This window comes from Candidatus Abawacabacteria bacterium (assembly GCA_016207805.1).
Classification (GTDB): Bacteria; Patescibacteriota; Gracilibacteria; order RBG-16-42-10; family RBG-16-42-10; genus JACQZO01.
The window spans coordinates 130092-155450 of record JACQZO010000020.1; the positions used below are offsets into that span (position 1 = coordinate 130092).

Below are 25359 nucleotides of genomic sequence, written 5' to 3' on the forward strand. Positions count from 1 at the left end.
TGCCTTCTGACCTCTGACTTCAATTGTCTTTCTTCGTCATAAATAGCCCTTCTGTCACTTGTGGTTTGATCTCGCCACTACCGTCTGGATTTAAACCAAGTTTCAATCGTATTTTTTTTGCTGTATCAGGCAAAAATATTTCCACATAAGGAATCATCGCACGAATAGTATTCAACATTTGACTCAATACCTGTGCTACGGCAGTCTTGTCAGTCTTGGCCAATTCCCAAGGTTTTTTTTCATCTATCCATTGATTGAAAGATTTGAAATGTTTCATCATCATATTCACCGCTTGATGAATTTCAAATTTCTCTAAATGTTGATCCAATGCTCTATCAAACTCAGCAACATTGGCCAATACCGGAACATTCATATCAACCATTATTTCATTTTTTATGGCCATTGCCACTACTCTTTGCACTAAATTACCAAGATTATTAGCCAATTCACCATTATAAAGCTCAATAAAACGAGCACGAGTAAAATCCCCATCTTCTGAAGCAGGAATCTCTCTTGCCAAATAGTAACGCAAAGCGTCAGCACCAAATTCGCTAATATACTCTTCAGGATCAACTACATTACCTGTAGACTTACTCATGCGCTGACCATTAGAAGAAATGTAGCCATGAACACGAATATCTGTTGGCAACGGAATCTTTGCAGCCAGGAGCATGCCAGGCCAGATAGTAGCATGAAATCTCAGGATATCTTTGCCCACAAAATGAATCCGTCTCGAATCAGAATTAGCCCAATATTTTTTATAAGTGTCACTCTCTTCAGCAAAGCCACAGGCAGAGATATAGTTAGTTAAAGCATCACACCAAACATACATCACTTGAGAATCATCATTGGGAACTGGAACTCCCCAGGGTAACACCTCTTTAGCACGGGAGAAGCTGACATCCAGCAAACCATCCTTCATCATAGCAAGAATTTCATTAGCACGATGTTCGGGAAGAAGATGGATAACTTTTTCTTGCAGCAACGTTCTGATTTCAGAAGTGAATTTACTCAACAAAAAGAAATAATTTTCTTCCGCTATTTTCTGAATCGGTGTGGTCGGATGATCTGGACAGATACCATTGATTAAATCTTTTTCAGTTTTGAAAGCTTCACAACCCATACAATATATCCCCTCATACATACGCTTCTCCAACAAACCAGCAGCCTGCAAAAGATTCCATATTTTTATTACTGCCGGCCAATGTCTTTTTTGATCCGTAGTACGAATAAAGTCATCAAAGCTCATATTGAGATGCTCGGAAAAAATACGGAATTTCTGGCTGTTCATATCGGCAAAATCTTGGGGTCCCATGCTATTGTCCTTCGCCGCTTTATATATTTTACTCCCATGCTCATCAGTACCAGTCAAAAAATAGACATCATGGCCACGCATCCGGTAATACCGTGCATAAATATCTGCTTGTACATACTCCAAAGCATGCCCGACATGAGGAGCTCCATTCACATAGGCAATGGAAGTCATAATCTGTACTGGTCTTTTGTCTGCCATAATAAAAAGCCTTAAGCGCCAGTAAAGTAGCATAAGGAAAATCTAGAATCTAGATTATAGCATCTCAATCGAATGCAGAAAGGCGCATGCCTCAATGGTTGATACAGCAAACGCAACTATGAGCCCTGAGTTGTGTCTCTTGAGTTAATTTAGATTTTAGCTTCTAGATTTTAGATTTAAATAAGGCATCTCCTCCACACCATCCCATCCTTTCCATCTTTCACTTCCACTCCCATCTTCAGCAGCTCATCACGCAATTGATCAGATTGGCCAAAGTCTTTATTTTCTCTCGCTACTTTTCTGGCTTCAATCAGCTTACCAGCTTCAAGCGGCAGCTTAGTAAAGTCTATCTGTATATTGAACAAGTCAATCACCGTATGAAAAAAGTTTTCGGCATGTTCCTTCTCTACCAGAGAAATTCCTTCCTTATCTAAAGCAGTATTGATCACAGCACAATATTCAAATACCGCAGCCAAAGCATTGGGAGTATTCAAATCATCTTCCAGTGCTTGAAAAAAATGCATAGCATATTTTTCCAATTCCACTCTAATCCCCTTGATCTCTTCACTTGTGGAGGAGCTTTGCAAGCGTCTCACCACTTCAGCAATTCGTTCCCAAGACTTAGCTGCTGCAGTGAGAGCCTCAAAACTAAAATCTAATTTTGAGCGATAGTGAGATGACAATACTAAAAACTTAAATAGTTGACTTGATTCTTCAATCGTTCCTAAAAATCCCCTTGCTATCCACTTTTGATGCAAATCAGCCAAAGTGTAAAAATTTCCCTTTGACTTAGACATCTTTTGCCCATCAACTAAAAGATGTCGTTTATGAAACCAAAAGTTAACAAACTGTTTACCAGTAACTCCTTCAGTCTGAGCAATTTCACATTCATGATGAGGGAAAATATTATCTTCCCCACCTGTATGAATATCTAATTGTTCACCCAAATATTGGGTACTCATTGCACTACATTCAATATGCCAGCCGGGATACCCTTTTCCCCAGGGACTATCCCATTGCATTGCATGATTAGGTTGATCCGTTTTCCATAAAGCAAAATCTGCAGGATGCTTTTTGTGTTCGTTGATTTCTACCCGAGCACCAGCGATCAAATCCGCCACTTTATTACCTGACAATTCACCATAATGAGGAAAGGCTTCAACAGAAAAATACACACCATCTGTAGCTTGATAAGCAAATCCCTTCTCAATCAATTTAGCAATCATCTCAATCATTCCCTGAATATGCTCAGTTGCCTTGGGCTCATAATCTGGTTTGCTCAAACCGACCTTCTCACAATCATGCCAAAATGCTTCGGTATAGAATTTAGCCAATTGCCACGGATCCATATTTTGCTCCCGAGCCCCTTTGAGCATTTTGTCCTCACCGCTATCAGCATCATTCACTAGATGACCAACATCAGTAATGTTCCGGACATGAATGACTTTATAGCCACACACCTTCTGTAAATAACGTTTCAAGAAATCTCCAGAAATATAATTAGAAAAATTACCGATATGACCGAAATTATAAACTGTCAGTCCACAAGTATAGAGTTTTACTTCATTGTCATGTAGCGGTTTAAACTCCCGCTTTTGTTTCGTCAAAGTGTCGTAAAGGAAAAATGGCATAAAGAAAGTATAACAGCAGCATAGTAATCAATATTGCCCAGAAAAACCATATGAAAACCGCATGACTATTGCTATGATAGCGTTACCCAATAATTCATATATTATGGATAGAAACTCTCCTGACAGCCCTTCTACCGATCCATCGACTTTAGACATTATTAGTCAACAGCTCAGAGAAGCTGGTTACACTCCTGAAAAAATAGCAGCAATGGACTTATATGCCCAAACCACTTTGGCTCAAGCCCAATTGAAAGATATCAATGGATACAAAACAGTATTTTTAAACTATCTAGCACTTTGCCTCAATAATGCTTGTATTGATATCGAGCAAAAAATGGCAGCAGAGGCTGATATAACGACCGTTGAAGACACTTCACAACTATTAGGCATCGAACTCACCACTATTCATCCCTTCCTATTGCCATTGAGGATAAGATTGGCAAGAACACAAGCCGCAGCTGCCATAAAATAAATATGTTGTATCTATCATGAACACTCCAAATAAAGGCAGACCAGCAATATTGCCAGGTTCCGCAGCAATGGACACACGCCCACCACCAGAGTTACCACCTGGCGCTATTCGTGAAGTTCTTTCTAGTTTGGATATGCCCAAAGATGCCAGAACAGAAAGCCTCAGAACCATTGCTGAAAAAATTAATCTCTATGATCGATTAAGAACAACAAACAATATAGATGAATTAGAGACAGCTATCCAAGAAGATCAATATTTACGCTTGGCCACAATCCCCCAAGGCTGCAGCCTAGTTGTCATTAATCATGGTGGCAGCAAAGCAACTAGTATTAAACATCTCAATGACAATCTCTTGGGTGCCGCAGATACCAATGAGCTAATCCGGTTCCGACAGACAATGGTAGAATTATTATTAGCTCGCTACGGATTAACTAAAAACAATAATCAAAATAAAGTAGTAAGTAATTATCGCATGGATGTTTTTTTCTTTGACCCTAATCAAGAAAAAACTGCCAAGACTCCTACCAGTCGACTTCCACCACCTCCCCAAGGATCACAATATCCTCATGCCGATAACGATCGTGTACTTCTTGTTCCACCAGTCACTCTAGATCAAATGAGTGTATTAGATTACGTGATACAAGAAGTGGAAATCTTAGTACAAACAAAATTACGCGAGCTAATAACAGCAAAAAAAACAGTTCTAGAAAAATCTTTAAGTCGAGCTAGTTCATATCCTGGCAGCTTAGCAAGAACAAATAATGAGAAAAAAATAGCTGCATTGAAAGATTGGCTTGATAAGGGAAGTGAAAAAGAGCTCACCTTAAGCTTTGGCATTTCCAATGTTATTGATTCAGCCCCAAAAGATACCACCGGCTTTAATGATCGCCTAGCAGCTGATGCCGAAAGTGTAGTTACTGCTCGCATGCATGAACAAAGAAGATTTAATGGAAAACAAGCAACCGAAAGGAGAGAAAAGTGTGGCACCACTTATGATCTGGCAGGAATAATTGTTGATATACTTCGCGTAAAAGATGCTCTCGAAGAAATGCCGCCTGAACTACAAGCAAAGTATTTGGACCACGGACAGGAAGGCTGGAACATGAAAGACTTCGTTATTACAGCCTTACGCAAAAATGAGGTAGAAAAGGTCGTTCCTGAAAGTACCGCAGTAGCAATCTTAAAAGCATATTATCAAAATATTGATCGCTTTGATATTATTCGTCCTTGGACTGATCACACTGCCTGGGAAAAACATATTCAGGAAAAATCAGCAGCAGTTGGTAGTAATAATCTTCAGGAGTTAAGAAGGCTCGCCTTGGAGCATCACAAACCAACCGGAGATTTATCCGAAGCTGCTTTTCATGCTAAAGCAACATCATCAAATCATGGTTATTATATTATTTTTGATGATATCGGGATGGGTATCAGAAATAGACACTCATTTGAAAGAGTATTCTGGCAAATCATCCATGAATTAGAAAGTACCGGGCTACAATTACCAAGAGAATATAGTGCTATCAAAAAACTTCTTGATACTGACACCAATGTGGCAGCACAAGTAAAATCCATTCTGAGAAAGGCCACAGCACATAGTGGAGATGAAGTAACTGTCGCCTACTATAGGAAGATTGCTCATATTAAAAAATTGCTGGCAAAATGTTTAGGGCAAGAACCAGAGAACCTTATTAGTGACAGTCATGGTGGTGACGAATTTAGACTGTTCATCCCGCTCACCGCTGTACCAAAATGGAGTGAAGGTTCAGTGATACATATCAGTGACGATCCTTTGCTTGAAGCACTTTCCCAAGCACAGGAAGAAACTGGTATGCGGGCAGCAGTAACTTACAAAAATTTAGCAGCCGGCACAAAAGCCGCCCCTTGTCCTCCCTATGGCACTGAATTAGTAGAACATGAGGCAACCCTAAGAGTCCAAGAGCGTGGCTTAGAACAAATAAAAAATATTGTCGAGCCCCATGTCCCACCAAATAAACCATCAAGAATATTTTTGGCCCAGACACCAAACCATGCATTTGCAGGTATTGTACGGACAGAAAATGGTATTGTAGTAACCGATTCCACTGTCCTCTTGCAAGCAGCAGAAAATATTATTGGCATTGATCCCAATTTGGCAGAAAGTTTGGTAAAACGAATAAGAAGGATCCCACACACACCGACATCCCCATGAAAATAGTTATCCTTAGTACTTTGGCAATTATTTTAGGCGATCAAATTAGTAAGCAATTGGTACTTCATTATCAGCTACCGTATAGCATGAATAGTGGCATTGCCTTTAGTCTGCCACTTAATAACACCCTTGCCTTGATAACAAGTATAGTAGTCATCATGGGATTTGGTATTTTTTTCTGCCAACAGAAAACCAAAAGCAATCTCAACAATATAGCTTTCGGCATGATAATCGGAGGCGCAATTGGCAATATTATAGACCGCTTATTACATGGCGCAGTAATCGACTTTATCAAAATCCCCTATTGGCCAACTTTCAATGTAGCTGATGCAGCAATAACTATAGGAGTAATCTTGTTAATTGGAGGACAGAGCAGAAAATCTAAAATCTAGATTATAGAATCTCAATTGCATGCAGGGAGGAGCATGCTTCAATGGTTTACACAGCAAACGCAACTGTGAGCTTTGAGCTGTGCCTTCTGAGCTAATTTAGATTTTAGCTTCTAGATTTTAGATTTCCCATTTCGCGTTGCCCTTGCTGTCTCAGCACATATCACCTATACTCGCCCTGTAAACATTTAACTCTTATTTTGTGTTGCGTATCCGTTTAGCCCGTGTAGGTCGTCCTAATCAGCCTCGCTACCGCATTGTCGTTACTGAACATACAGCTGCTCCTCAAAGTAATTATATTGAGGTACTCGGTAACTATTTACCTACCGAAAAACCAAAAAAGTTAATTATTGATATTCCTCGCTATCAATATTGGGTCAAACAAGGAGCTCAACCTACTGAAACTGTTGCTGATTTAGTTAAGCGCGCCTCTTAAACACACCACTATGACTGGTGAAGAAAAAGTTCCTTCAGATCTTGCCTTTCTTGAGTACATCCTGAAGGCAATTGTGGATTTTCCTGACATGGTGCAGGTTACCCGAACAATTGATCAGTTGGGCGTGCTACTTACTGTAGTGGTAGATGCTAAAGACATGGGTACGATTATTGGTAAAAATGGTAAAACAGCTAATGCATTGCGTGTCCTTCTCAGAGTAATTGGTGCCAAAGAAAACGCTCATGTAAACATGAAAATTGTTGATACTGAGCGCAATACTGAGACATCAATTAGTCTTGATGATGAAAAAGTTTAACCTCAATCCCTATGTGGCATTATTTAGTTCAAGCTGGCAGTACTACTGGCAATTCAATTAATTTGCGAGCAGTAGATCTTTCTGTTTCTGATAGTGGCTATTCAGTGCTAGAGTTAGTCAACAAAGGTATTGCTCTAGCTATTTTGGCTGCCGGTTTCTTATCTATTATTTTTATGCTCTGGGGCGGCATTCGTTTTATTGTTTCTGGCGGTAAAGAGGATAAGGTGAAAAGTGCTATGCACAGTATTCGTTATGCCCTGATCGGCTTAGTTGTCACTATTCTTTCTATCACTATTATCAATTTAGTTGGTCGCGTATTCAATTTACAATTAGTAAACTACCTTAGCTTTGACGGTATTATTGCCACAGTTAACAGTATTTTTACTTCCAGCTCTCTTTAAATCACTATGCGTCTTCCCTATTTATTAGAATTAATGGCCCCAGGTTCTAGCACAGAGTCTTCTGACGCTTTTACTCCTCGTTTGCCAGGAACAGACGGTACTGGCACAAGGCTCAATGTGTACGATTTAAATCTCACGCCCGGAAATACTGACATTAAAGTCATTATTAATGAGCTAGTAGCATACGCGATTATTCTCGCTGGTTTTTTAGCCATTGTGTACTTGTTATGGGGGGGCCTGCAATACATTATTTCTGGTGGCAAAGAGGATAAAGTAAAAACCGCAACCAATACGATCAAATACGCTATCATTGGTTTGGTCATCACGATTCTTTCAGTGAGTATTATCAATTTCATCAGCCGTATCTTCAATCTAGATTTAGTAAATTACGTCAACTTTGCTCATATCCTAGACATTATCAATAATCTACTAAATTTCCGCTTTACTTAATCATTTCTTCTTTTTATCCCTTTAGTGCAATCAAGATCCGTAATTTGAAATTTTCATGGCTGATTTATACTCTTTCGACATTGTCTCTGAATATAATGAACAAGAGCTCACCAATGCTTTAGACCAAGCAAGAAGGGAATTTGTCACGCGTTTTGATTTCAAAGGAATCCCAGTAGAAATTACCCATGAGAAAGAGGAGATCAAAGTAACCACAACTGATGAATTTAAATTGCAATCAGTTATTGAGGTATTACAACAAAAATTAGTAAAACGCGGTATCTCATTAAAGATTCTCGATCTGAGCAAAAAGGTAGAACCAGCACAAAACGCCCAAGTGAGAAAAGTAATTGTGCTCAAAAAGGGATTAAAACAAGAAATCGCCAAAAAGATTACTGCTCATATTCGCGATCATTTTCCTAAAGCCAAAAGCCAAATTATGGGAGAATCGGTACGTGTAAGCTCCAAAGACAAGGACGAACTACAAACAATTATTAGCAATTTGCGCGGCAAAGAAGAGGAATTACAAACAGCCTTACAGTTTACCAATTATCGTTAATAACTAACTTTTTTATTATGATCAAAGCAATTCGTTCCACCATGATCGGTATTGCCTCATTAGTATTGCTAGTAGGTTGTACCAACAACTCAATGCCAAGTAGTAATACAGGCCCATTAGCAGGTGGCACATGTCCTCAGGGTACATGGTTAGCATCAGCTGACAGTTTAACAAACTACATGCGGGGCGTGATCATCACTATGCAGCCAACAGTTACTAGCGGTTCCATGCAAATGAGCTTCAATAATGGTCGCTTCACTCAAGAAACCGGCAGTATGGTAGTGAAAAGCAACATTGGTGATCAAACCATGGAAATGAAAATGGTTGGTGGCACCAATGGTACTTATAGTGAAGTAGCTCCTGGGCAATTACAATTAACTAGCGATGGTACCGGTACTACCAGAGTTGAATCAGTGACAATCAATGGCCAACCATTTACTAATGCTCCTATTGATATGAGCGGCATGTTTATTGGCCAACAAAGTGCCCTTACTTACCAATGTGCAGGCAATACATTAACCCTGAATTTCAACGTAGCCGACCGTCAGGCTGCTATGGTACTAACCAGGATGTAAATCTAAAATCTAAATTATAGAATCTAAATTGCATGCAGGGAGACAAATGATTCATTAGAATCTATAATTAGAAAAGGTCATTAGACAGATTAAGTCCAATGACCTTTTATTTAGCAACCAAGCAACAACAGCTTATTTCAACTCCACTGTTGCTCCTACAGCCTCAAGCTTTTTCTTAAGTTCTTCACCCTCTTCAGGCTTCACACCTTCTTTCACTGCCTTTGGCGCACTATCTACCAAGCCTTTTGCCTCAGCTAGACCAAGACCTGTAATTTCACGGATTACCTTGATTACATTGATCTTTTGAGCACCAGCATTAGTCAACATTACATTAACTGTGCTTTTCTCTTCAGCAGCAGCTCCCGCACCACCACCAACTCCTGGCTGAGCTGCCATCATCATTGGAGCAGCAGCACTAACACCAAACTTTTCTTCCATTACTTTCACAAGATCAGCAAGCTCAACGATTGAAAGCTTTTCTACCAGCTCAAGAATCTTTTGAGCATCACCACCGAGTTTTGAAGTATCAACTTCTGCCATAAAATTAAAAAATTAGTAATAAATATAAGAACCACTCTATGCAGTTTTCTTTTGAGAATAAGCATTAAGAGCACGAACGAAACCAGAGATAGGACTTTGTAATGAACCGACAAAACCACGTAAAGGTGAAAGCATAGTGCCAACCAATTTTGCCAAGAGCTCTTCGCGACTTGGTAAACTAGCCAGTGTATTGATTACTGTTCCTTCAACCATTTTTCCGTTCACAATACCAGCAACGATTTTCAAAGCTTCAAATTGTTTGCTCTGACTTTTGATCGCCTTGGCCAAAGTAACTTCATCGGTATAGCCAAAAGCAATACCAATAGAGCCATTAAGCTTAGCTTCATCAAAATCAGCTACTTTACCTTCTTGGGCCATCAGGCGCATCAAGGTTTTCTTAGCGATTTGATAATCAATGCCGTTTGTAACCAAAAACTTACGAAGTTTTACCGTATCATCCACAGTCATCCCCTGAAAATTGACAAACACGCAAGCAGCACTTCGCTTGTAGCGATCATTGAGCTTGGCTAGTGTTTCCACCTTTTGTGCCTTGGAGACAGCCATAGATTAAAGGTAAATAAAAAAGAAACTTTGTATCGTAGATGACACAAAGCGTTTGGGCAGGTCCCTGTACCATTAAGGGGTCGCAGGGGGAGAAGTTGCTTATTTGCTTGTTGTATGTCTCAGTGGGACTTATTACCGAATTTAGGTTCGGCTCGCCTACTATCTACGACATTGCAACCATAGCAAATACTTTTATTTTCTGTCAATATAGGGCCTTATTAAATTACCGTTCATGCCAGCTCCTAGCACTCTACTTGAGGAAAGTGAAGACGCCCACGACACTGCACCAAAAACGAAGGTATACATTCCTGGCACCGTCAACTTTGCCATTACTACTTTAGCGCGATCAGCTGCCATAATGGAAGCTCAAACACTTCGTGAAATGGCCATGGCTGAACGTCACAGACGAAAACAAAGAGAAGTTACCATGGAGTTTCCTCATCATCGGGTAACTAAGCTAACTGCGCAACTTGCCTCTGAATTACGAACAGTGATTAGTGGATTATTACAAAGTCCTCAAAGATGGAAACATAGAAGACCAACCGAAATAACACCAAGAGTCTCAACTGTATTAAATAGTGTTGAGGAAATAATCAGAGATTTGATCCAGAAACTCGAACAACATATAACAGCTCAAAGAGAAATGGTTAGAGGCTTACTCCAAGACACCTTGGCCTATCATCTATCGATAGTACCTCAGCATGCCTCACTTTATTCAAGACATCCACGACTTCATCGTTCAATAAGGGACCAACCCCTGCTTGGCCATAAAGAACATCAAGCTTTACTAGAAAGAATGGGCTTGAAAAAATAACAATATTTGCCAAAGCCACAGATTATGGCATAATTACAGCTAGAGAACCACCAATAATTATGCCAAAAAAGGCGGCAGCGCCAAATTATGAACGCAGAGAAAACAATCTTTTAGTTGCTCAATTTGGCGGCCCCCGACCACAAGAGTTAACTAGCAGAAATCAACTGACTAAGCATATTCGAGCGCTTGTGGGCAATGCAATTAGTCCAGAAGTAATTCGCACAGAAGCGGCTATACGCAGAGCTATTGATAAAACACTGACAGAAGTCCGCATTGATGCAGATACGACAAAAAATGTTAAAGCTCTCCCCAAAGGAATCGCCAGAATGGCAGTGATAGAACTTGTTCATGCTGGCCTAGTAACAGACACGGTTTTAACACAGCCGAGGATTCATTTTGAAAATAACATGGAAGGAAGTTTGGCAGCGGTTCTGCATATACGTTCAGGAATCTATAGTCACTATCGTGGTCAAATAATAGAATTATTAGATCCTGAGCAAAGTTTTGCCCATCAACGCCTACTTGAAGAGGCTATTGAGGCATTAAAAGCTGATTGGGGAAAAATGCGTACCGAAATAGTCGCAAAAGATAATTACAGAATAGCCACAACTTACTTAGCACGCCCTCATAATAATGACATTCTTCCTCAATTTGTAATAGATATTCCTCAACAGCTAAGAGCAGTTATTGATTCATTTTATAGTTTACTCACTCTCTGGATTCACCTAAAAGGTCTCTGTCGCGATAGAAGTATTGGCCCTGCGGTACAACATGTTGTCTCTGCTTTTGCCGGCCCCATATCTAGAGCACATACTCAAATTAAAAGGAGAGTACTAAGCTATGATTTTAGTGATGAAAGAACCACACTACAAGCTCTTAAAGTGTTCCACACCGAGATTAACGACCTGTTAATAGCTATCCGGCGACATCTAGAAGGATTCTTGGGCATCGATGCTGAGGATCCAGTGACCTATGTTAACTTCTCTAATGATCAAAGGGCAAATAAAAAAATCACCACACTTAAAACAGATCACCAAACAAGTTACCAGAAAAGAAAAACTGATATAGAAATAGAAATAGCAGCACTTATTAGCCAAGTCGAAACGGGGAGTATTGAAAAGACTCTTTTATATCGTCAATTAGCTGCATGGACACCAGGAATGAATGATGAATTAGCCACAGTCCTGGCAGACACCTTAAAAATTGATGATGGGCAAAGAGAAACGTTTCGCTTAGGAATAATAAAGGCATTAGCCCCACGTCCTAAGAATAGAACGACTGCATAAACTAAGAAAATTATCGTTGTGATCTCTTCCTCGCATTCTGATCCAAAACCATTTTACGAATACGGATACTTTGAGGAGTGATTTCCACCAATTCATCTTCACTAATATATTCTAGTGATTGCTCTAAGCTCATATTTTTTGCTGGAGTCAAAATAACATTTTCATCATTACCTGAAGCACGCATATTGGTAAGCTTTTTGGCACGACAAGCATTTACTTCCATATCCAATGGTTTAGCATTGCGACCAATAACCATACCTGCATATACTTGCACATTGGGACCAATGAACAGATCTCCACGATCCTGAATAGCAAAAAGAGCATACGGAGTAGTCTCTCCAGTTTCAAAGGCAATCAATGATCCATGAGGCATGGCTTGAATATCACCAGCATAAGGACGATAGCCCAATAGCACGGTATTCATAATACCTTGACCTTTGGTATCAGTAAGAAATTCACTACGGAATCCAATAAAACCACGCGTAGGAATAGTAAATACCATAATCACCCTATCCCCTTCACTTTGCATATCAGTCATTTCTGCTTTTCTCTTACCCATTTTTTCGATTACTGTGCCTGAAAATTCTTTGGGCACTTCACAAGTAATTTCTTCATAAGGTTCTAACTTTTGGCCATTTTCTTCTTTGAAGATAACTTCAGGCTTGGACACTTGCACCTCATAGCCTTCACGACGCATAGTCTCCAAGAGAATAGAAAGATGCAATTCTCCTCTTCCGGATACAATCCATTGATCAGCAGACCCTGTGTCATCGACACGCAAGGCCATATCGGTCATTAGTTCACGATACAGACGTTCCCGAATCTGACGAGTAGTAACAAAATCTCCCTCTTTACCAGCAAAAGGACTAGTATTTACTGAAAACATCATTTTCACTGTCGGTTCTTCCACTTGAATTACTGGCAAAGCTTCTGGTTGATCCTTATCAGCAATAGTGTCGCCAATTTTCAATCCTTCCATACCAGCAAGCACTACAATATCGCCAGCATAAGCAATATCAGCATTTTTCATACCCAAACCTTCATATACCAAAACTTCAGCAAGACGAGCCTTTTGAGTAGTACCATCACGCTTCATATGCAAAACATCTTGCCCTTTTTTCACCTGACCGCGATAAAGCTTACAAATACCTAATTGGCCTTTGTAACTATCATATTTTAAAGCAAACACTAAAGCTTGTAATGGACTTTTCTCATCTCGGCTACCTTCGGGAATTACGCTAATAATAGTATCCAAAAGAGGAACAATATTTTCCATACTATTCAGATCTTGAGTAGGACCAGCTTTACCGAGAGCACCGGCAGCATAAACAATAGGAAAATCTGCTTGTTCATCAGTAGCACCCAATTCAACAAAAAGATCAAAAGTCTTATTTACTACCCAATCAATACGAACATCTTTTTTATCGATTTTATTTATCACCACAATCACCTTATGACCAAGCTCCAAGGATTTCTTCAAGACAAAACGCGTTTGCGGCATTGGTCCTTCCTTGGCGTCTACCAAAAGCAAAGCGCCATCGACCATACGCAAAGTGCGTTCCACTTCACCACCGAAGTCAGCATGCCCAGGGGTATCTACCAAGTTGATTTTGCTTCCTTTATATTCAAACGAAGCATTTTTAGCAAAAATAGTAATACCACGTTCGCGCTCCAAATCATTGGAGTCCATAATTTGCTTTTGCTCTTCCCCCTCTTTTTCTTTCAGTGAATGTGTTTGCCTAAGTAAGGCATCCACAAGAGTAGTTTTGCCATGATCCACGTGAGCGATAACTGCGATATTGCGAAGAGACAACATAAAGAAACAAAGGAAAGGAAATATTGCCCAGTCAACCTAGACGATTTATGGGAATTTGTAAATTTAACACAAACATTGACAAACATCAAATTAACAACTCTAATAGTAAAACTGTTAAAAACTTTCTTATGAAGAAATACCCTAATGATCTTAAGCCTCATACCAAAATACATTTCCCTTCATTCGTAATTTGTAATTCGTAATTTGTAATTCCCCGCAAGGGGCTTTCATGCTAATAATGGAAAGCCTTAGACTTTTTTGTGCATTTATTTATTCAAATTGTTCATTGGTTAGAAGCATTAGCAGATAAAGTCCCCCTTACCTTATTCATCTTTTTGGGTGCTCTGATTGAGGAAGTAATTGCCCCCATCCCCTCACCTTCATTATTAACTTTGGCAGGCTCAGTAGCCGTAAGCCAAGGCTTGCCAATGATCAGTCTCATTTGGTTGGCATTGATTGGCGCAGTGGGCAAAGCTTTAGGAGGCTGGGTTTTATATTATTTGGGTGACAAAGCTGAAGATATTATTTTGAAAAAATGGGGTAAATTTTTTGGCATCACTCATAGTCATATCGAAAGTTTCGGTAGCCGTTTTCACAAAGGCCATCGCGATATCTTTGTCCTCACCGCTATTAGAGCTTTACCGATTATCCCCAGTGCCCCCGTTTCTATTGCCTGTGGCGTAATTAAATTAGACATAAAAGTCTATTTATTAGGCACATTCCTAGGCAATATTCCTCGCAACCTCATTTTCCTCTACTTCGGCTATAGCGGTGTCCAAGTATTTTCTAATATTGTCGGCCAATTCGACCAAACTGAATCGTTAGTTCAAATTGGCATATTTGTAGCAGTAGCGGCCCTAATAGCTTGGAGCTATTGGAAAAGAAAAAAGCATTCTTAGGAACACCTTAGGAGTCAAGCTCTAATCAAAAGATTCTTCAGTTACAAGAGATATTGGTACAAATTATTGAGAGTAAAAAAACTGCAGAAGAAAAACCCGAAGCAGATTCATCGGCAACAAAAGATGACAAGTAAGCTTATAAACAACTTCCCTCACACTGTCTTCCCGGACTCAGATCCGGGACCCAGCAGGGACAATATAACCCTCAAAATCACATATCACGTTGCAGCACTATTGTCGCTACTGGATACTAAATCTAGTTTTGTATGACAATGGGGATGGGGTTACTGACTAGGCTAATTTGTCATCTTTCATTGACGTGATTCGTCTTAACTTAGCTTCACTCTTCTGAACCCCAATGCAAATTCTAGATTTTAGCTTCTAGATTCCCTCCGCGTGTGTTTACTTTTAATAGCTTCTTTCGTAATATAGCGCTGCTTTTTGTGGCCTCATCGTCTAACGGTTAGGACGTCGCCTTCTCAAGGCGCAAATCGGGGTTCGATTCCCCGTGGGGCTACCATACGAGCTCGCACTTTTCCAGGCGAGCGAAGTCTTATTCCTCGTTCCTCATTCCTGGGAGCTTTTTTTGTATGTGGCACTCCTCCTTTTTCCTTTGAGTTAGCTGTCTTTAGCGAGCTCAAGGATAGAGGAATTGGGATCAAGGAATTGTTTTATTTCTAGCCTTTAGCTTCTTCAATCGCTATGATCTTATGAGGTTTTCACACGTCAAGGTCTGTTTTTCATTCCTGCTTCTTCAGCACAGATCATTGAAAAAAATTTATAACCAATACACCCAATGTGCTTTATCTTTTAGCCTCACAGTATGCTCTAATGAAAGCAACCCATTCCATTGCAGGCAAATCACTTGGAACCCCGTTCACGTTGGCGCAGGTGGTTCCGTACCTTAATGCCCAACGAATTTCATTAATAATTCCGTTCCCAAACAACTTACGTTGTCTGCCCCAAATACAAAAAAACAATTCTTTATAAACTTTCACTTGATCAGAGTGAGTCGTGTCAACATGCACTGCCAGTAATATTCTCTTAACCATCGAATATAAAGCACGAGGAATATTTTGTGCTGGATCTAAATCTATTAAATAATGAAGCATTGCTAACAACCGAGATAACTTTTCTGCCGTAACGGAGAAAGAGAATTCTTCTCTTACTTGTGTGACAATAATAACCACCGCCTCATCTGTTCTCTCTTTGACACAATCAGCATATTTGCTCGGCCGCCCCATACCAGAAGCAATAAAGCTCTCCAGATCGGCCAACACCTCATCAACAAAGTTTTCTGCTGATTTTTCTAATGACATGTTAGAGAAATAAATATATAGAAAAATGAAGTTGGAATATACCACAAAAGGAGGAGTAAGCCTATCTCAAGCTATATTGCCAATACTAAGTAATTGTAGAATGATGCAGCAGGATAAAGAATTATTATGAATTTTCAGAAAAAACGTATTGCCGTTATCGGAGCTGGGATCGCAGGCTTAGCATGCGCATATGAATTACAAAAGGCTGGAGCAGATGTTGTTGTTTATGAAAAAAACAGCCAAGTCGGGGGCCGTATGAGTTCACGGACAAAAGATGGTTTTGTCTTTGATCTTGGCGCTGATCATCTCTGTGATTGGTATGATCATATAAAAGAATATTGTAAGGAGTTGGGTATTGAATGGGAAAAAATGCGCTTTCTTAAATATGGAATAGTGCATCGAGGCAGTATTGTCAGCCGAGATGAAGCCATCAGCTGGTTTGCCAAGCTACGGCTTGCTGTACAATATTGGCGTACACCAAAAATGGATAGCGATTTCTTCGATCTCAGCAAATTAGCTCAATGGGATGATTCTATCAGTGCTTATGATGTAATGCGAAGACGCATCGGGAAAAAAGCTGCTGATTACTTGGTAGACAGCTTCTGCAGTACGTATCAATTTCACCGTGCTACAGAAATCAGTATCGCAGCCATGTTAGGCATTATTAATTCATTAAAAGTTGGCCAGCCCAAATGGGAGTTGTATCGAACAAAAGGCGGTATGCAAGCGCTACCAAATGCCTTAGCTAAAAAGTTAACCATCAAGATGCAGCATCATATTCAAAAAGTGACAGCACACAAAGATCACTGCTTAGTCGATCAAGAAGCATTTGATTGTGTGGTGATGGCTACCACAGCAACCACTACTAACAAACTTTATCAAAACCCAACACTAGCACAAGAAAAAGTTTTAGCTGCCGCTAAATATGCCACTTCAATCAGTGTGGCCTATCGTGTTCCCCGAAAATTGCTACCCGATATCGCTGTAATATGGTCACCCTATATAGAAAGTAGGCAAATATCAGGTTTTGTAAACGAAGCGATGAAAGGAGAAGAACTAGCTAATGAGAAAGACGCCTTACTGTGTGTTTGGCTACACGAAGACTTTGCCAAAAGTTTGCTAGAAAAGAGTAATGAGGAAATATTTTCTCTCATCAAACCTGAATTACTGCGTATTTGTCCCTGGTTTAATTCAGCAGAACAACTACAAAATCATGACTTGGAACGTTGGCCTGAAGCTATGCCTAAATTCTATCCGGGTTATCTAAAAATAGTGCAATCATTTTTAGCGAGCGGCCAAGGAGAACAGAATATCTATTTTTGCGGCGACTACGTGAATTCCTTATGGACAGAAGGAGCTTTAAGGGGAGGGAAAAGAACAGCGCAGTTAATTCTGAATGCAGAAAGCTGAATGCTGAATGGACAGTGGAACGAAAGTTGTTGAGCAAACAATGATGTATAACTTTTTCAATTTTATTGAAAAAAGCGGTGTAGCCTCCTGCCTCAATTCAGAATTCAGCACTCAGAATTCAGAATTGCCTTAACCGCCTCTTCATCAGTAGGTGAACGATCATTTTGATAAAATCTATCCCCTGTTAAATCCATATAAAGACTCATGCCCGTAGCCACCGTGCCATACATACCCGCCCAACCGCTTGAAGCATTGCACCAGAAAAAGTTATTGAAGGGCGTGGTTGCTTTTAAGCGCTGCCCTGACACTTGTGCCGTCGTCATATTAGAACCATAGGCATTACCAAATGGTGATAAGACAAAGTCTTCATTAGTAGTTGAGGTGCCAATAGTTTTCACCACTACATGTTTACTTAAACCGGGAATATACTTTTCTTCCACGATTTGCATCATACGATCTGCTATCCGCATTTTTAGCTTCGCATATTCAGCATAACTACGCTTTTGCGCTTCTTTGAATGGTTGATATTCAGTATAAGCCGCTATTTCCAAAATTTGCTGTTTAGCACTAGGTGTGGTGCCGCCTTCTTTGGTATGCAGTGTTGGGGTAGACATAAATATCCATGGAGCAGTGAAATTGACTTCTCCCATCTCTTTCCACATTTTATTCATATCCCACTGCTCTAAATGCCAAATATTAAATGAGCCGAATCCGTGGTTGCGTAAATCTATCTGATCATCAAGACCAAGATAAATTACTACTCCAGCCGGAGAATATTCATAAGAAAGTTTTTTCTGCTCTTGAGCGGGAAATTTGTCCCAACCAATCAGTTTGGACATGGTTTGGGGATCACCATTACAAATATACTTTTTGCCAGTGAAGATTTTGCCATTGGCAGTTTCTACACTAATCACCTGGTCATTTTCTGTCGTAACTTTATTTACCGGCGTCTCATAATAGATATGGCAGCCGTCATGATCAGTGATGAATTGTGCCAAACGAGCAACATAGTATTTGAAATGTTTTGTAGGATAATAAGCTCCAGTATTATAGCCACCGAACAAACCGAGATAAGAAAACAGCGACAAACGTTCAGGAGGAAGCATAAAGTCTCCCGCATTAGCACAAAGTACTGCTTGCGCTTCTTTGCTCAAACCAACTTCATTATACAAATCCTGTAAAGTCGCCTTTCGGTATTTGATGATAGTGGGATAACGATAAGCTTTAAGATAATCTGTCCATACCAATTTTCGATCAGGAAAATGGTGAAATTCAGCTCGTAACTTTTGGATTACGGCAATAAACTTTTTCATGGGCTCTTGCTGGTCAGGATAAGCAGCACTTACACTATCAATTAAATTATCCCAACCATAAGGTATTTTCACCCGTTTACCATCCGGCATCACCATATGATCATAACCAGATTTATCGTAAAGCTCGAAAGTGATGTCTTGTTCCAAACCAATGCGTTTTAAAAACTCATAAATTTTCCCTCCTGGTCCACAGCCCCAAATATAGTGAACTTGAGCACAAAAGTGATAATCTCCGGTGCGAAAGGTCTGACAATAGCCCCCCGGAATATCATGAGCCTCCAGCATACATATTTTATATCCCGCATTAGCTAAAAGTGCTCCCACAGTTAAAGCTGAACTACCAGTACCAATAATTACATAATCATATACATGCCCTTCAGCATACCGCTTATCTTGGGCAAGATGTTGTTCTTTAGTAAGAGCACTAGTACTAGATTTTTTGGCCATGGTCTAAAATTATCGGAGGGATGATAACATTGGCCCTGGCAGCTATCAATTGATCAGGAAACACAATCTCTCAATGTTTCCTTAAAGTATATACTACCTTGCTTCAAATCTATTGCCACCACCTGTCCGGTAGATAACAGCATAGTTACATTTTTCATTCCAACCAAACAGGGAATGCCAAGTTCTCGACAAACAATTGCTCCATGAGAAGTGATGCCACCACTTTCACTTAAGATGCACGTAGCCCAACGGCAAAGAAAAACATTTTCCATGGTAAGAGCAGTAACTACCACAACTTTATCTTTCAACAATCGCGGATCAATCATTGCTGCAGCCTGATCAAAGACGATCACGCCCCCCACCACTTCATCTTTTCCCCCATGAGAAGCTACTGTTCCTCGCAACTCTTTAGTAGAACAGGTACGCAATTCACCAGAATTGGTATTCACCTGTAACCAATCGCCTTCTACTAGATGTTGTGTAATGTCGTCAATCATCAGTAGGGCTGGTTTATTGGCAGTAAAGTGACAATATATACGCGCAAATACTGCTAATAAATCATGGGTTACTGACTGACTACCTTCAATAATAATCGCTCGGGCATTTGCCAATCGAGACAAGTATTCAATATCAGTGCCTTTGATAATTACTATTGCTCTAGAGAGTATCGAGTAATCTCTTGTGGGATTGAAGATAATAACCGGTCCACACAAGTTGCCTCTGGTATCAGCCAGCAATACCTGAGCATAAAGGCCCACTTGAGTACAGTTATTGGCGGTTGTTAACAACATATTCCAAGCACGTACTGTTTCTGATACTGACAAAGTCCGTATTTTGCCGGTAGTCGCCTGAATCGCAAATGACATATTTCTATTTGGAACCTTGTTTTGTTGTAATACCTGAATTACTTCCGCCATACTAAGAGTATTGGGTAGTGAATAATGCTGGCGTACTGCATTTAAAAAAAGTTCTTTATAGTGCTGCAATTGCAAAATATATTGCTTACGTTCTTCTTGTAGCCACAAGCCATAACTCAAACTCTCACTAATAGCCACCGTATCTCCTGACAATGCTAAGCCTCTAATAACCCTTTGCTTAGCATTATGGGCTCGCTGCAAATACTGCTGTTGTTGCGTGATCAAATCAGGACTAAGCAAACTTTTTCGCTTAGCAAAAAAGTCTTCGGAAAGAATTCGCGTACCAAAATAGTTGTTTTGTAACCAAAAGTAGCGCTGTTGATGGTTATTTAAATCATTGGTGTGCAATAATTCTAGCTCCTCTCTTTGATAAAAGGTTGTATATTCCAAAGCGATTAGCTCTAACCAAGGAATAGTTTTGCTTTGCTTCTCAGAGAAAGACCTTTGTAATAACCACCAACCACCATAATTAGCTAGCTCTACTATAATAGTAGGCAACCAAAACTGGACAATTCTTTGATAGAAACTTCCACCAAATGTAGCTAATTCCTTTGCTGACAATTGAGTAAGTTTAGCAAACTCCCCTTGCTGAAACTGTTCGCTAAGTTGTTGATACGCTTGCTGACAAGATTGCAGCAATAGTGCTCTTTTATCTTTATCTAATAGCCACTTCACAAATGGCTTGCTGCCAATTTCCCCTAAACGATCACGATCCAATACAACCAACATTTTCTCTTCATAAAATAAAGTGAGTGACATAGGCCATGCCACCTGTGCATATTGAGGGAAGTACAAATATGCAGCCTCAAAAAAGTCAGCGATATAAAAATATCTACCTGGGAAAATCCCCCAACGTAATAGTTGATTTTTTTGCGCCAATCTTTCCCAATAACGGAAAGACATAAAAAGCTATTTACTTTAACAAAAAGCTTATTACTCACTAAAGGTTAAAGCAAATCCCAAACTTCACGCTATTTAATCCGAATTAAATTTTTAATACTTAATTGGCTATAAACTCATTCATATATATAATGAGTTTGTCCTATTGAACTCTATGTCATATTTAGCAGTATTCACTCAAGAAAAAGATGGCAGATTCTCAGCTTTAGTTCCAGCTTTACCTGGTTGCTTTTCAGAAGGTAATGATTTAGCTAGTGCAAAAGCAAATATCAAAGAAGCCATTGAGTTATACTTAGAAGATGAACAAATCAATACTCCTCCTCCAGAAATGCAATTGGTCGCTTCCATCGATATAGAAAGTTAGCACAATGCCCAGATTTTTCCGATCTATATCAGGAAAGTCGATGGTAAAAATACTTAACAAAGTTGGTTTTGTTCAAGTATCACAAAGAGGCAGCCATATAAAATTGAAACGGCATAAACTCAATAATACGGATATTCTGATAGTTCCCAACCATGATGAGTTGGCTCCAGGCACATTTCGCAATATTTTACGGGTTGCCCAAGTTTCCTTAGAACAATTCGATAAATTGCGTTAACATAGGTGTTTAAATAAATAGTCTGTTTCTTCCCCATCTATTATGGCTCTTCCTGCTTTACTTTTTGTTACTAACTTTAAAAATAGTGATCCCGAAGAAGATATCTTTCTAGCTAATTACCTCCAATCCCACTTCGCTGTGACCATCATGTCGCCAGCAGAAGCTTGCCAAGAAATCCAACACTTCTCTAGTTGTCTAGTAAGAAATGCTTGGCCGAGTCGAATATTGAAAGATGACTTGATGAACCTGCAAATACTATGTCGCAAACACCAGGTCAGACTTTATAATCCGATACACCGTTCAGGATATGTGGAGGACAAGCACTATCTCGTGGATTTGCATAAAAATCATTTTCCCGTTATTCCCACGATTAACAACTTACAAGACTTATCCAGCTTAGGAGAAAAAAACACATATATGATAAAACCTTTGGATGGTTCTTCTTCATGGGGAGTAGAAGAGCTGGGCACAGACCAATTAGGACAAAGAGATCTAACCAATTATCTCATCCAACCTAAGATGGACTTGAAAGATGAAGTTTCTTTTTACTTTATCGACGACAGACTTACTTATACTTTGTTGTCAGCTGGGCCCAATAAGCGCTGGGAATTACACGAGTACGAACCAACAACAAGCGAATTAAGTTGGGCAACCAATTTCGTTACCTGGAATAAGCTCCCCTACGGATTGCAACGCATTGATGCTTGTCGTATGGCAGATGGCAGCTTATATCTTATGGAAATAGAAGATCAAATCCCCTTTCTATCATTAGACGCTCTCACTGAGAGCAGAAGAGAACATATCTGTTTAAAACTCATCGATTCATTAAAGAACAATTTGTTTTAACTAAGCTGCCTTTTATTTTTCACTAAAGCTGCAATCAATTCACAAAATCCAGCTGCACCTGGTGCTTCTGTAACATATTTAGGATGATATTGCATTTGGTTCAAATGACGCTCGATATTGGCAACTCCTACTGAATAGGGAAATAAGCTACTATCAAACATTTCTTGATCATTACGACTGTCTCCAACAGTAATTAGTTGTTTCGCTTCTGTTCTTAATTCTGACGCCAGTCGGATCAACTTACGAATCCCAGCAGCTTTATGTTGGTGAGGATCTTTGATATGCCCATGAATGCTACTATAAGTAAATCCCCAGCCATTCACCTGACATAATCGCTCAATTTCTATTAAATCAGTATAATTGAGACCTTCAAGAGGAAAAGTGAAATCGGTTAATCTTGCCACACAATCTCCTGTTGGTCTTAATTGTGAATACTTTTTTTCAGAATCTCAAAAATAGCCATCCTAGCTAGCCGATCAGCCTCTATCTTTTTCCAATCTAATAGCGGTAATTCATCATTATCACCAACTAACAACCTCATATTGGCCTCTTTTTCTTTAGGACAAAAAATACCACCATTTTCACCGATACCGCCAGCCACAGGAAGGTATTCCACCATCCCCTGTACCCAAGGAGCTGGACGACCGGTAACCAGCAACACACGAATATTATTGCGTTGGCAGAGTTGCAAAGCAGCAATAAAATCTGGAGAAAAGTGACCGCTGGCATCAGTCAAGGTACCATCCACATCAGTAGCTACCGTATTAATCTCTCGCATCCATCTACTCTCTGCATCACCAAGCTTAATCATGCCGAAGTGTTTTAAATTTACGAAGAAAAAATTATAAAGAATCCATACTCCGTTAGCAACAAACAAGTGGCATCACAGCTTACTTATTAGCAAGCAATAACTTCATTTTATTAAGTTGCAGGCCTAGTCTTTACTAGTAATTACATCAACTGATCTTTACTACCTTAAAGCTACTTAGGTGCCCCTTAATTATTTCCACATTCGTAGGTGGTACTTGAAAATGTTCAGCCAACACAGCAATCAGCAATTTATTAGCTTTCCCTTCAGAGCGTTCTGAAGCCAAGCTAACGATTAGGCTGCCATCTGATTCTATTCCTATGACACCAGTTTTTCTTCTGGGATGTGCCTTCACAATCACCGATATTTGTTTCATGCCACTTTTATTAGTAATTGGCTCAAAAGATAGACAATAATATCCCGGATTATTTGAATACCCAGAAAAACAATAATTGGCGAGAAATCTATTGTATTTCTCCGCAAGCTAGGGAAAAAACGATAAACCAAAGCAAATAGCGGTTGCGTCACATCAACTACTATTTTTACCAAAAAGTTAGCACGAATATTGGGGAACCAAGACAACAATATTCGCAGCAAGACCAAAAAGGAGATAATTGCTTCTAACCTGCTAACAAAAATAATAAGGAAGGCAATAAAGGTAGCCATGCCTTATTTCACTTGGCGACGAAGGAAAGTTGGCACCTCATACTCATCGGTGGCAGAAGATTGCTGTGCTGGTATATTAGCACTTTGTGATTGAGTTACCTTAGGAGAAATAGAATTTGGCTTAGCCCCAAAAGCACTTTGTTTAGCAATGCTTGCCACTGGTGACACATGACTTTGTTTGCCAAAGAAATTGCCATGTTTTGCCATAGCATTCTTATAAGGATCGCTCATTGTTGAGGAGCTACGACGTGCAGGTGTAATAGTTGTTTGGGGTAAAACCTGAGTATCACTAGCATCAAATCCGGTAGCAATCACAGTTACTTTGATTTCACCAGCCATACGATCATCAATCACCATACCGAAAATGATATTAGCATCCTCTGAAGCAGACTCAGCAACCACTTTTGCTGCTTCATCCACCTCAAACATGCTGAGATCATTGCCACCAGTAATATTGATCAACAAGCCCTTAGCTCCGGCAATGGAAAGATCCAAAAGCGGACTATCAATTGCTGCCTTAGCTGCTTCGAGAGCACGATTTTCACCAGTACCATAACCAATACCCATCAGTGAAGATCCAGAATTTTTCATTACTGAACGCACATCAGCAAAGTCTACATTGATCATACCGTGCATATTGATCAAATCAGAGATACTTTGCACTGCTTGGCGAAGAACATCATCAACGATTTCGAACGCATCCATAATAGATGTTTTTCGATCGATGAGTGCTAGTAAACGATCATTAGGAATAGTGATCAAACTATCCACATTAGCACGTAACTCATTGTAGCCAGCTTCAGCAACCTGCGCTCTTCTTTGTCCTTCAAAACTAAATGGCTTAGTAACGACACCGATAGTCAAGGCACCCGTTTCACGAGCAACTTGAGCAATGACAGGAGCAGCACCAGTACCCGTACCACCACCTAGACCACAAGTAACAAACACCATATCGGCACCGGCTAAAGCATCTTTGAGTTCTTCAATATTTTCTTCTGCTGCCTTTTTCCCCACTTCTGGGTTAGCACCAGCTCCCAAACCTTTAGTGGTTTGTACGCCAACATGAATTTTCACTTCAGCAGGAGAAGCCTCTAGGTCTTGAGCATCAGTATTGACTGCAATAAACTTCACACCTTCCAAACGAGATTTAATCATCGTTTTCAACACATTGCCTCCACCTCCGCCAACACCTACGACAAAAATTCTTGCTTGCGATACTGGTGCAGATGACTTCTTAGATTCCATAGAAAGAGATTAATAAATCTTTTTTTAAAGTGTAATAGGAAAG

General features: G+C 39.8%; 29 protein-coding genes and 1 tRNA gene. 17 read left to right on the top strand and 13 right to left on the bottom strand.

The genetic code is table 11. The features are described 5' to 3' along the window. Positions 1–19: 19 nt before the first annotated feature. Together HY817_04470 and HY817_04475 are read right to left on the bottom strand one after the other, a co-directional pair. Positions 20–1513 (bottom strand): methionine--tRNA ligase, encoded by a 1494-nt coding sequence (locus HY817_04470; protein MBI4836485.1) that lies wholly within the window; start codon positions 1511–1513, stop codon positions 20–22. Between the two features lie 176 nt (positions 1514–1689). After that, entirely contained in the window at positions 1690–3144 is a 1455-nt protein-coding gene (locus HY817_04475; GenBank protein MBI4836486.1) for a cysteine--tRNA ligase, read from the bottom strand. A 103-nt stretch (positions 3145–3247) separates the two neighbouring features. Between HY817_04475 and HY817_04480 the strand changes: the two genes are divergently transcribed. The 9 genes from HY817_04480 to HY817_04520 all read left to right on the top strand — a co-directional run bounded on the left by HY817_04480 (position 3248) and on the right by HY817_04520 (position 8927). Next, the gene (locus HY817_04480) at positions 3248–3616 is read left to right on the top strand and encodes a hypothetical protein (GenBank protein MBI4836487.1); all 369 of its coding nucleotides are present in this window, start codon (positions 3248–3250) and stop codon (positions 3614–3616) included. Between the two features lie 16 nt (positions 3617–3632). After that, a complete protein-coding gene (locus HY817_04485) occupies positions 3633–5804 on the top strand; it encodes a hypothetical protein (protein ID MBI4836488.1) in 2172 nt (723 codons plus the stop codon). Beyond that, a complete protein-coding gene (gene lspA / locus HY817_04490; protein ID MBI4836489.1) occupies positions 5801–6196 on the top strand; it encodes a signal peptidase II in 396 nt (131 codons plus the stop codon). The genes HY817_04485 and lspA overlap by 4 nt, the downstream gene beginning before the upstream one ends. A gap of 199 nt (positions 6197–6395) precedes the next feature. Next, the gene (gene rpsP, locus HY817_04495) at positions 6396–6629 is read left to right on the top strand and encodes a 30S ribosomal protein S16 (GenBank protein MBI4836490.1); all 234 of its coding nucleotides are present in this window, start codon (positions 6396–6398) and stop codon (positions 6627–6629) included. Positions 6630–6639: 10 nt separating this feature from the next. Then, the gene (locus HY817_04500) at positions 6640–6945 is read left to right on the top strand and encodes a KH domain-containing protein (GenBank protein MBI4836491.1); all 306 of its coding nucleotides are present in this window, start codon (positions 6640–6642) and stop codon (positions 6943–6945) included. A gap of 11 nt (positions 6946–6956) precedes the next feature. Further along, entirely contained in the window at positions 6957–7346 is a 390-nt protein-coding gene (locus HY817_04505; protein ID MBI4836492.1) for a hypothetical protein, read from the top strand. A 6-nt stretch (positions 7347–7352) separates the two neighbouring features. Beyond that, entirely contained in the window at positions 7353–7796 is a 444-nt protein-coding gene (locus HY817_04510; GenBank protein MBI4836493.1) for a hypothetical protein, read from the top strand. A gap of 55 nt (positions 7797–7851) precedes the next feature. Further along, positions 7852–8352, top strand: a complete 501-nt coding sequence (locus HY817_04515; protein MBI4836494.1) for a YajQ family cyclic di-GMP-binding protein — start codon at positions 7852–7854, stop codon at positions 8350–8352. A gap of 17 nt (positions 8353–8369) precedes the next feature. Beyond that, the gene (locus HY817_04520) at positions 8370–8927 is read left to right on the top strand and encodes a hypothetical protein (GenBank protein MBI4836495.1); all 558 of its coding nucleotides are present in this window, start codon (positions 8370–8372) and stop codon (positions 8925–8927) included. A 132-nt stretch (positions 8928–9059) separates the two neighbouring features. Here the strand turns inward: HY817_04520 and rplL are convergent, their stop codons facing one another. Next, complete coding sequence (gene rplL / locus HY817_04525) at positions 9060–9467, bottom strand: 50S ribosomal protein L7/L12 (protein ID MBI4836496.1); 408 nt, start codon at positions 9465–9467, stop codon at positions 9060–9062. Positions 9468–9503: 36 nt separating this feature from the next. Beyond that, positions 9504–10031, bottom strand: coding sequence for a 50S ribosomal protein L10 (locus HY817_04530; GenBank protein MBI4836497.1), 528 nt, complete (start codon positions 10029–10031; stop codon positions 9504–9506). A gap of 232 nt (positions 10032–10263) precedes the next feature. Here HY817_04530 and HY817_04535 point away from each other — a divergent pair, with 232 nt between their 5' ends. Both HY817_04535 and HY817_04540 read left to right on the top strand, forming a co-directional pair. Then, positions 10264–10845: a hypothetical protein gene (locus tag HY817_04535; protein ID MBI4836498.1), complete on the top strand. Its 582-nt coding sequence runs from the start codon at positions 10264–10266 to the stop codon at positions 10843–10845. 59 nt (positions 10846–10904) lie between these two features. Continuing rightward, on the top strand, positions 10905–12131 hold the full coding sequence (locus tag HY817_04540) for a hypothetical protein (protein MBI4836499.1): 1227 nt from the start codon (positions 10905–10907) through the stop codon (positions 12129–12131). 10 nt (positions 12132–12141) lie between these two features. On the opposite strand, the gene typA is transcribed toward HY817_04540, so the two are convergent. Continuing rightward, complete coding sequence (gene typA, locus HY817_04545; GenBank protein MBI4836500.1) at positions 12142–13947, bottom strand: translational GTPase TypA; 1806 nt, start codon at positions 13945–13947, stop codon at positions 12142–12144. 260 nt (positions 13948–14207) lie between these two features. Here typA and HY817_04550 point away from each other — a divergent pair, with 260 nt between their 5' ends. Then, positions 14208–14846 carry a VTT domain-containing protein gene (locus HY817_04550; GenBank protein MBI4836501.1) on the top strand — a complete coding sequence of 213 codons (639 nt, stop codon included), beginning with the start codon at positions 14208–14210 and terminating at the stop codon, positions 14844–14846. Positions 14847–15291: 445 nt separating this feature from the next. Next, positions 15292–15366, top strand: a tRNA-Glu gene (locus HY817_04555). Positions 15367–15649: 283 nt separating this feature from the next. Here the strand turns inward: HY817_04555 and HY817_04560 are convergent. Continuing rightward, entirely contained in the window at positions 15650–16165 is a 516-nt protein-coding gene (locus HY817_04560) for a hypothetical protein (GenBank protein MBI4836502.1), read from the bottom strand. Between the two features lie 126 nt (positions 16166–16291). Here HY817_04560 and HY817_04565 point away from each other — a divergent pair, with 126 nt between their 5' ends. Further along, the gene (locus tag HY817_04565; GenBank protein MBI4836503.1) at positions 16292–17575 is read left to right on the top strand and encodes an FAD-dependent oxidoreductase; all 1284 of its coding nucleotides are present in this window, start codon (positions 16292–16294) and stop codon (positions 17573–17575) included. Positions 17576–17679: 104 nt separating this feature from the next. Here HY817_04565 and HY817_04570 read toward each other — a convergent pair whose 3' ends face one another. Both HY817_04570 and HY817_04575 read right to left on the bottom strand, forming a co-directional pair. Then, positions 17680–19335: an NAD(P)/FAD-dependent oxidoreductase gene (locus tag HY817_04570; GenBank protein ID MBI4836504.1), complete on the bottom strand. Its 1656-nt coding sequence runs from the start codon at positions 19333–19335 to the stop codon at positions 17680–17682. A 53-nt stretch (positions 19336–19388) separates the two neighbouring features. Next, complete coding sequence (locus HY817_04575; protein ID MBI4836505.1) at positions 19389–21155, bottom strand: hypothetical protein; 1767 nt, start codon at positions 21153–21155, stop codon at positions 19389–19391. A 151-nt stretch (positions 21156–21306) separates the two neighbouring features. Between HY817_04575 and HY817_04580 the strand changes: the two genes are divergently transcribed. The 3 genes from HY817_04580 to HY817_04590 are packed head-to-tail and all read left to right on the top strand — an operon-like array spanning position 21307 to position 22597. Further along, the gene (locus tag HY817_04580) at positions 21307–21516 is read left to right on the top strand and encodes a type II toxin-antitoxin system HicB family antitoxin (GenBank protein ID MBI4836506.1); all 210 of its coding nucleotides are present in this window, start codon (positions 21307–21309) and stop codon (positions 21514–21516) included. A gap of 4 nt (positions 21517–21520) precedes the next feature. Then, positions 21521–21751, top strand: a complete 231-nt coding sequence (locus HY817_04585; GenBank protein MBI4836507.1) for a type II toxin-antitoxin system HicA family toxin — start codon at positions 21521–21523, stop codon at positions 21749–21751. Positions 21752–21793: 42 nt separating this feature from the next. Beyond that, the gene (locus tag HY817_04590; protein ID MBI4836508.1) at positions 21794–22597 is read left to right on the top strand and encodes a hypothetical protein; all 804 of its coding nucleotides are present in this window, start codon (positions 21794–21796) and stop codon (positions 22595–22597) included. On the opposite strand, the gene HY817_04595 is transcribed toward HY817_04590, so the two are convergent. From HY817_04595 to ftsZ, 5 genes are all read right to left on the bottom strand, one after another. Then, positions 22594–23001 carry an HAD hydrolase family protein gene (locus HY817_04595; GenBank protein ID MBI4836509.1) on the bottom strand — a complete coding sequence of 136 codons (408 nt, stop codon included), beginning with the start codon at positions 22999–23001 and terminating at the stop codon, positions 22594–22596. The two genes, HY817_04590 and HY817_04595, sit on opposite strands and share 4 nt — an antisense overlap. A 17-nt stretch (positions 23002–23018) precedes the next feature. Beyond that, a complete protein-coding gene (locus tag HY817_04600; protein ID MBI4836510.1) occupies positions 23019–23408 on the bottom strand; it encodes an HAD hydrolase family protein in 390 nt (129 codons plus the stop codon). 145 nt (positions 23409–23553) lie between these two features. Then, the gene (locus HY817_04605; protein ID MBI4836511.1) at positions 23554–23781 is read right to left on the bottom strand and encodes a DUF167 domain-containing protein; all 228 of its coding nucleotides are present in this window, start codon (positions 23779–23781) and stop codon (positions 23554–23556) included. After that, on the bottom strand, positions 23778–24071 hold the full coding sequence (locus HY817_04610) for a YggT family protein (protein ID MBI4836512.1): 294 nt from the start codon (positions 24069–24071) through the stop codon (positions 23778–23780). Before HY817_04610 ends, HY817_04605 begins: the two co-directional genes overlap by 4 nt. Before the next feature lie 3 nt (positions 24072–24074). Further along, positions 24075–25316 (bottom strand): cell division protein FtsZ, encoded by a 1242-nt coding sequence (ftsZ, locus tag HY817_04615; GenBank protein ID MBI4836513.1) that lies wholly within the window; start codon positions 25314–25316, stop codon positions 24075–24077. Positions 25317–25359 lie beyond the last annotated feature (43 nt).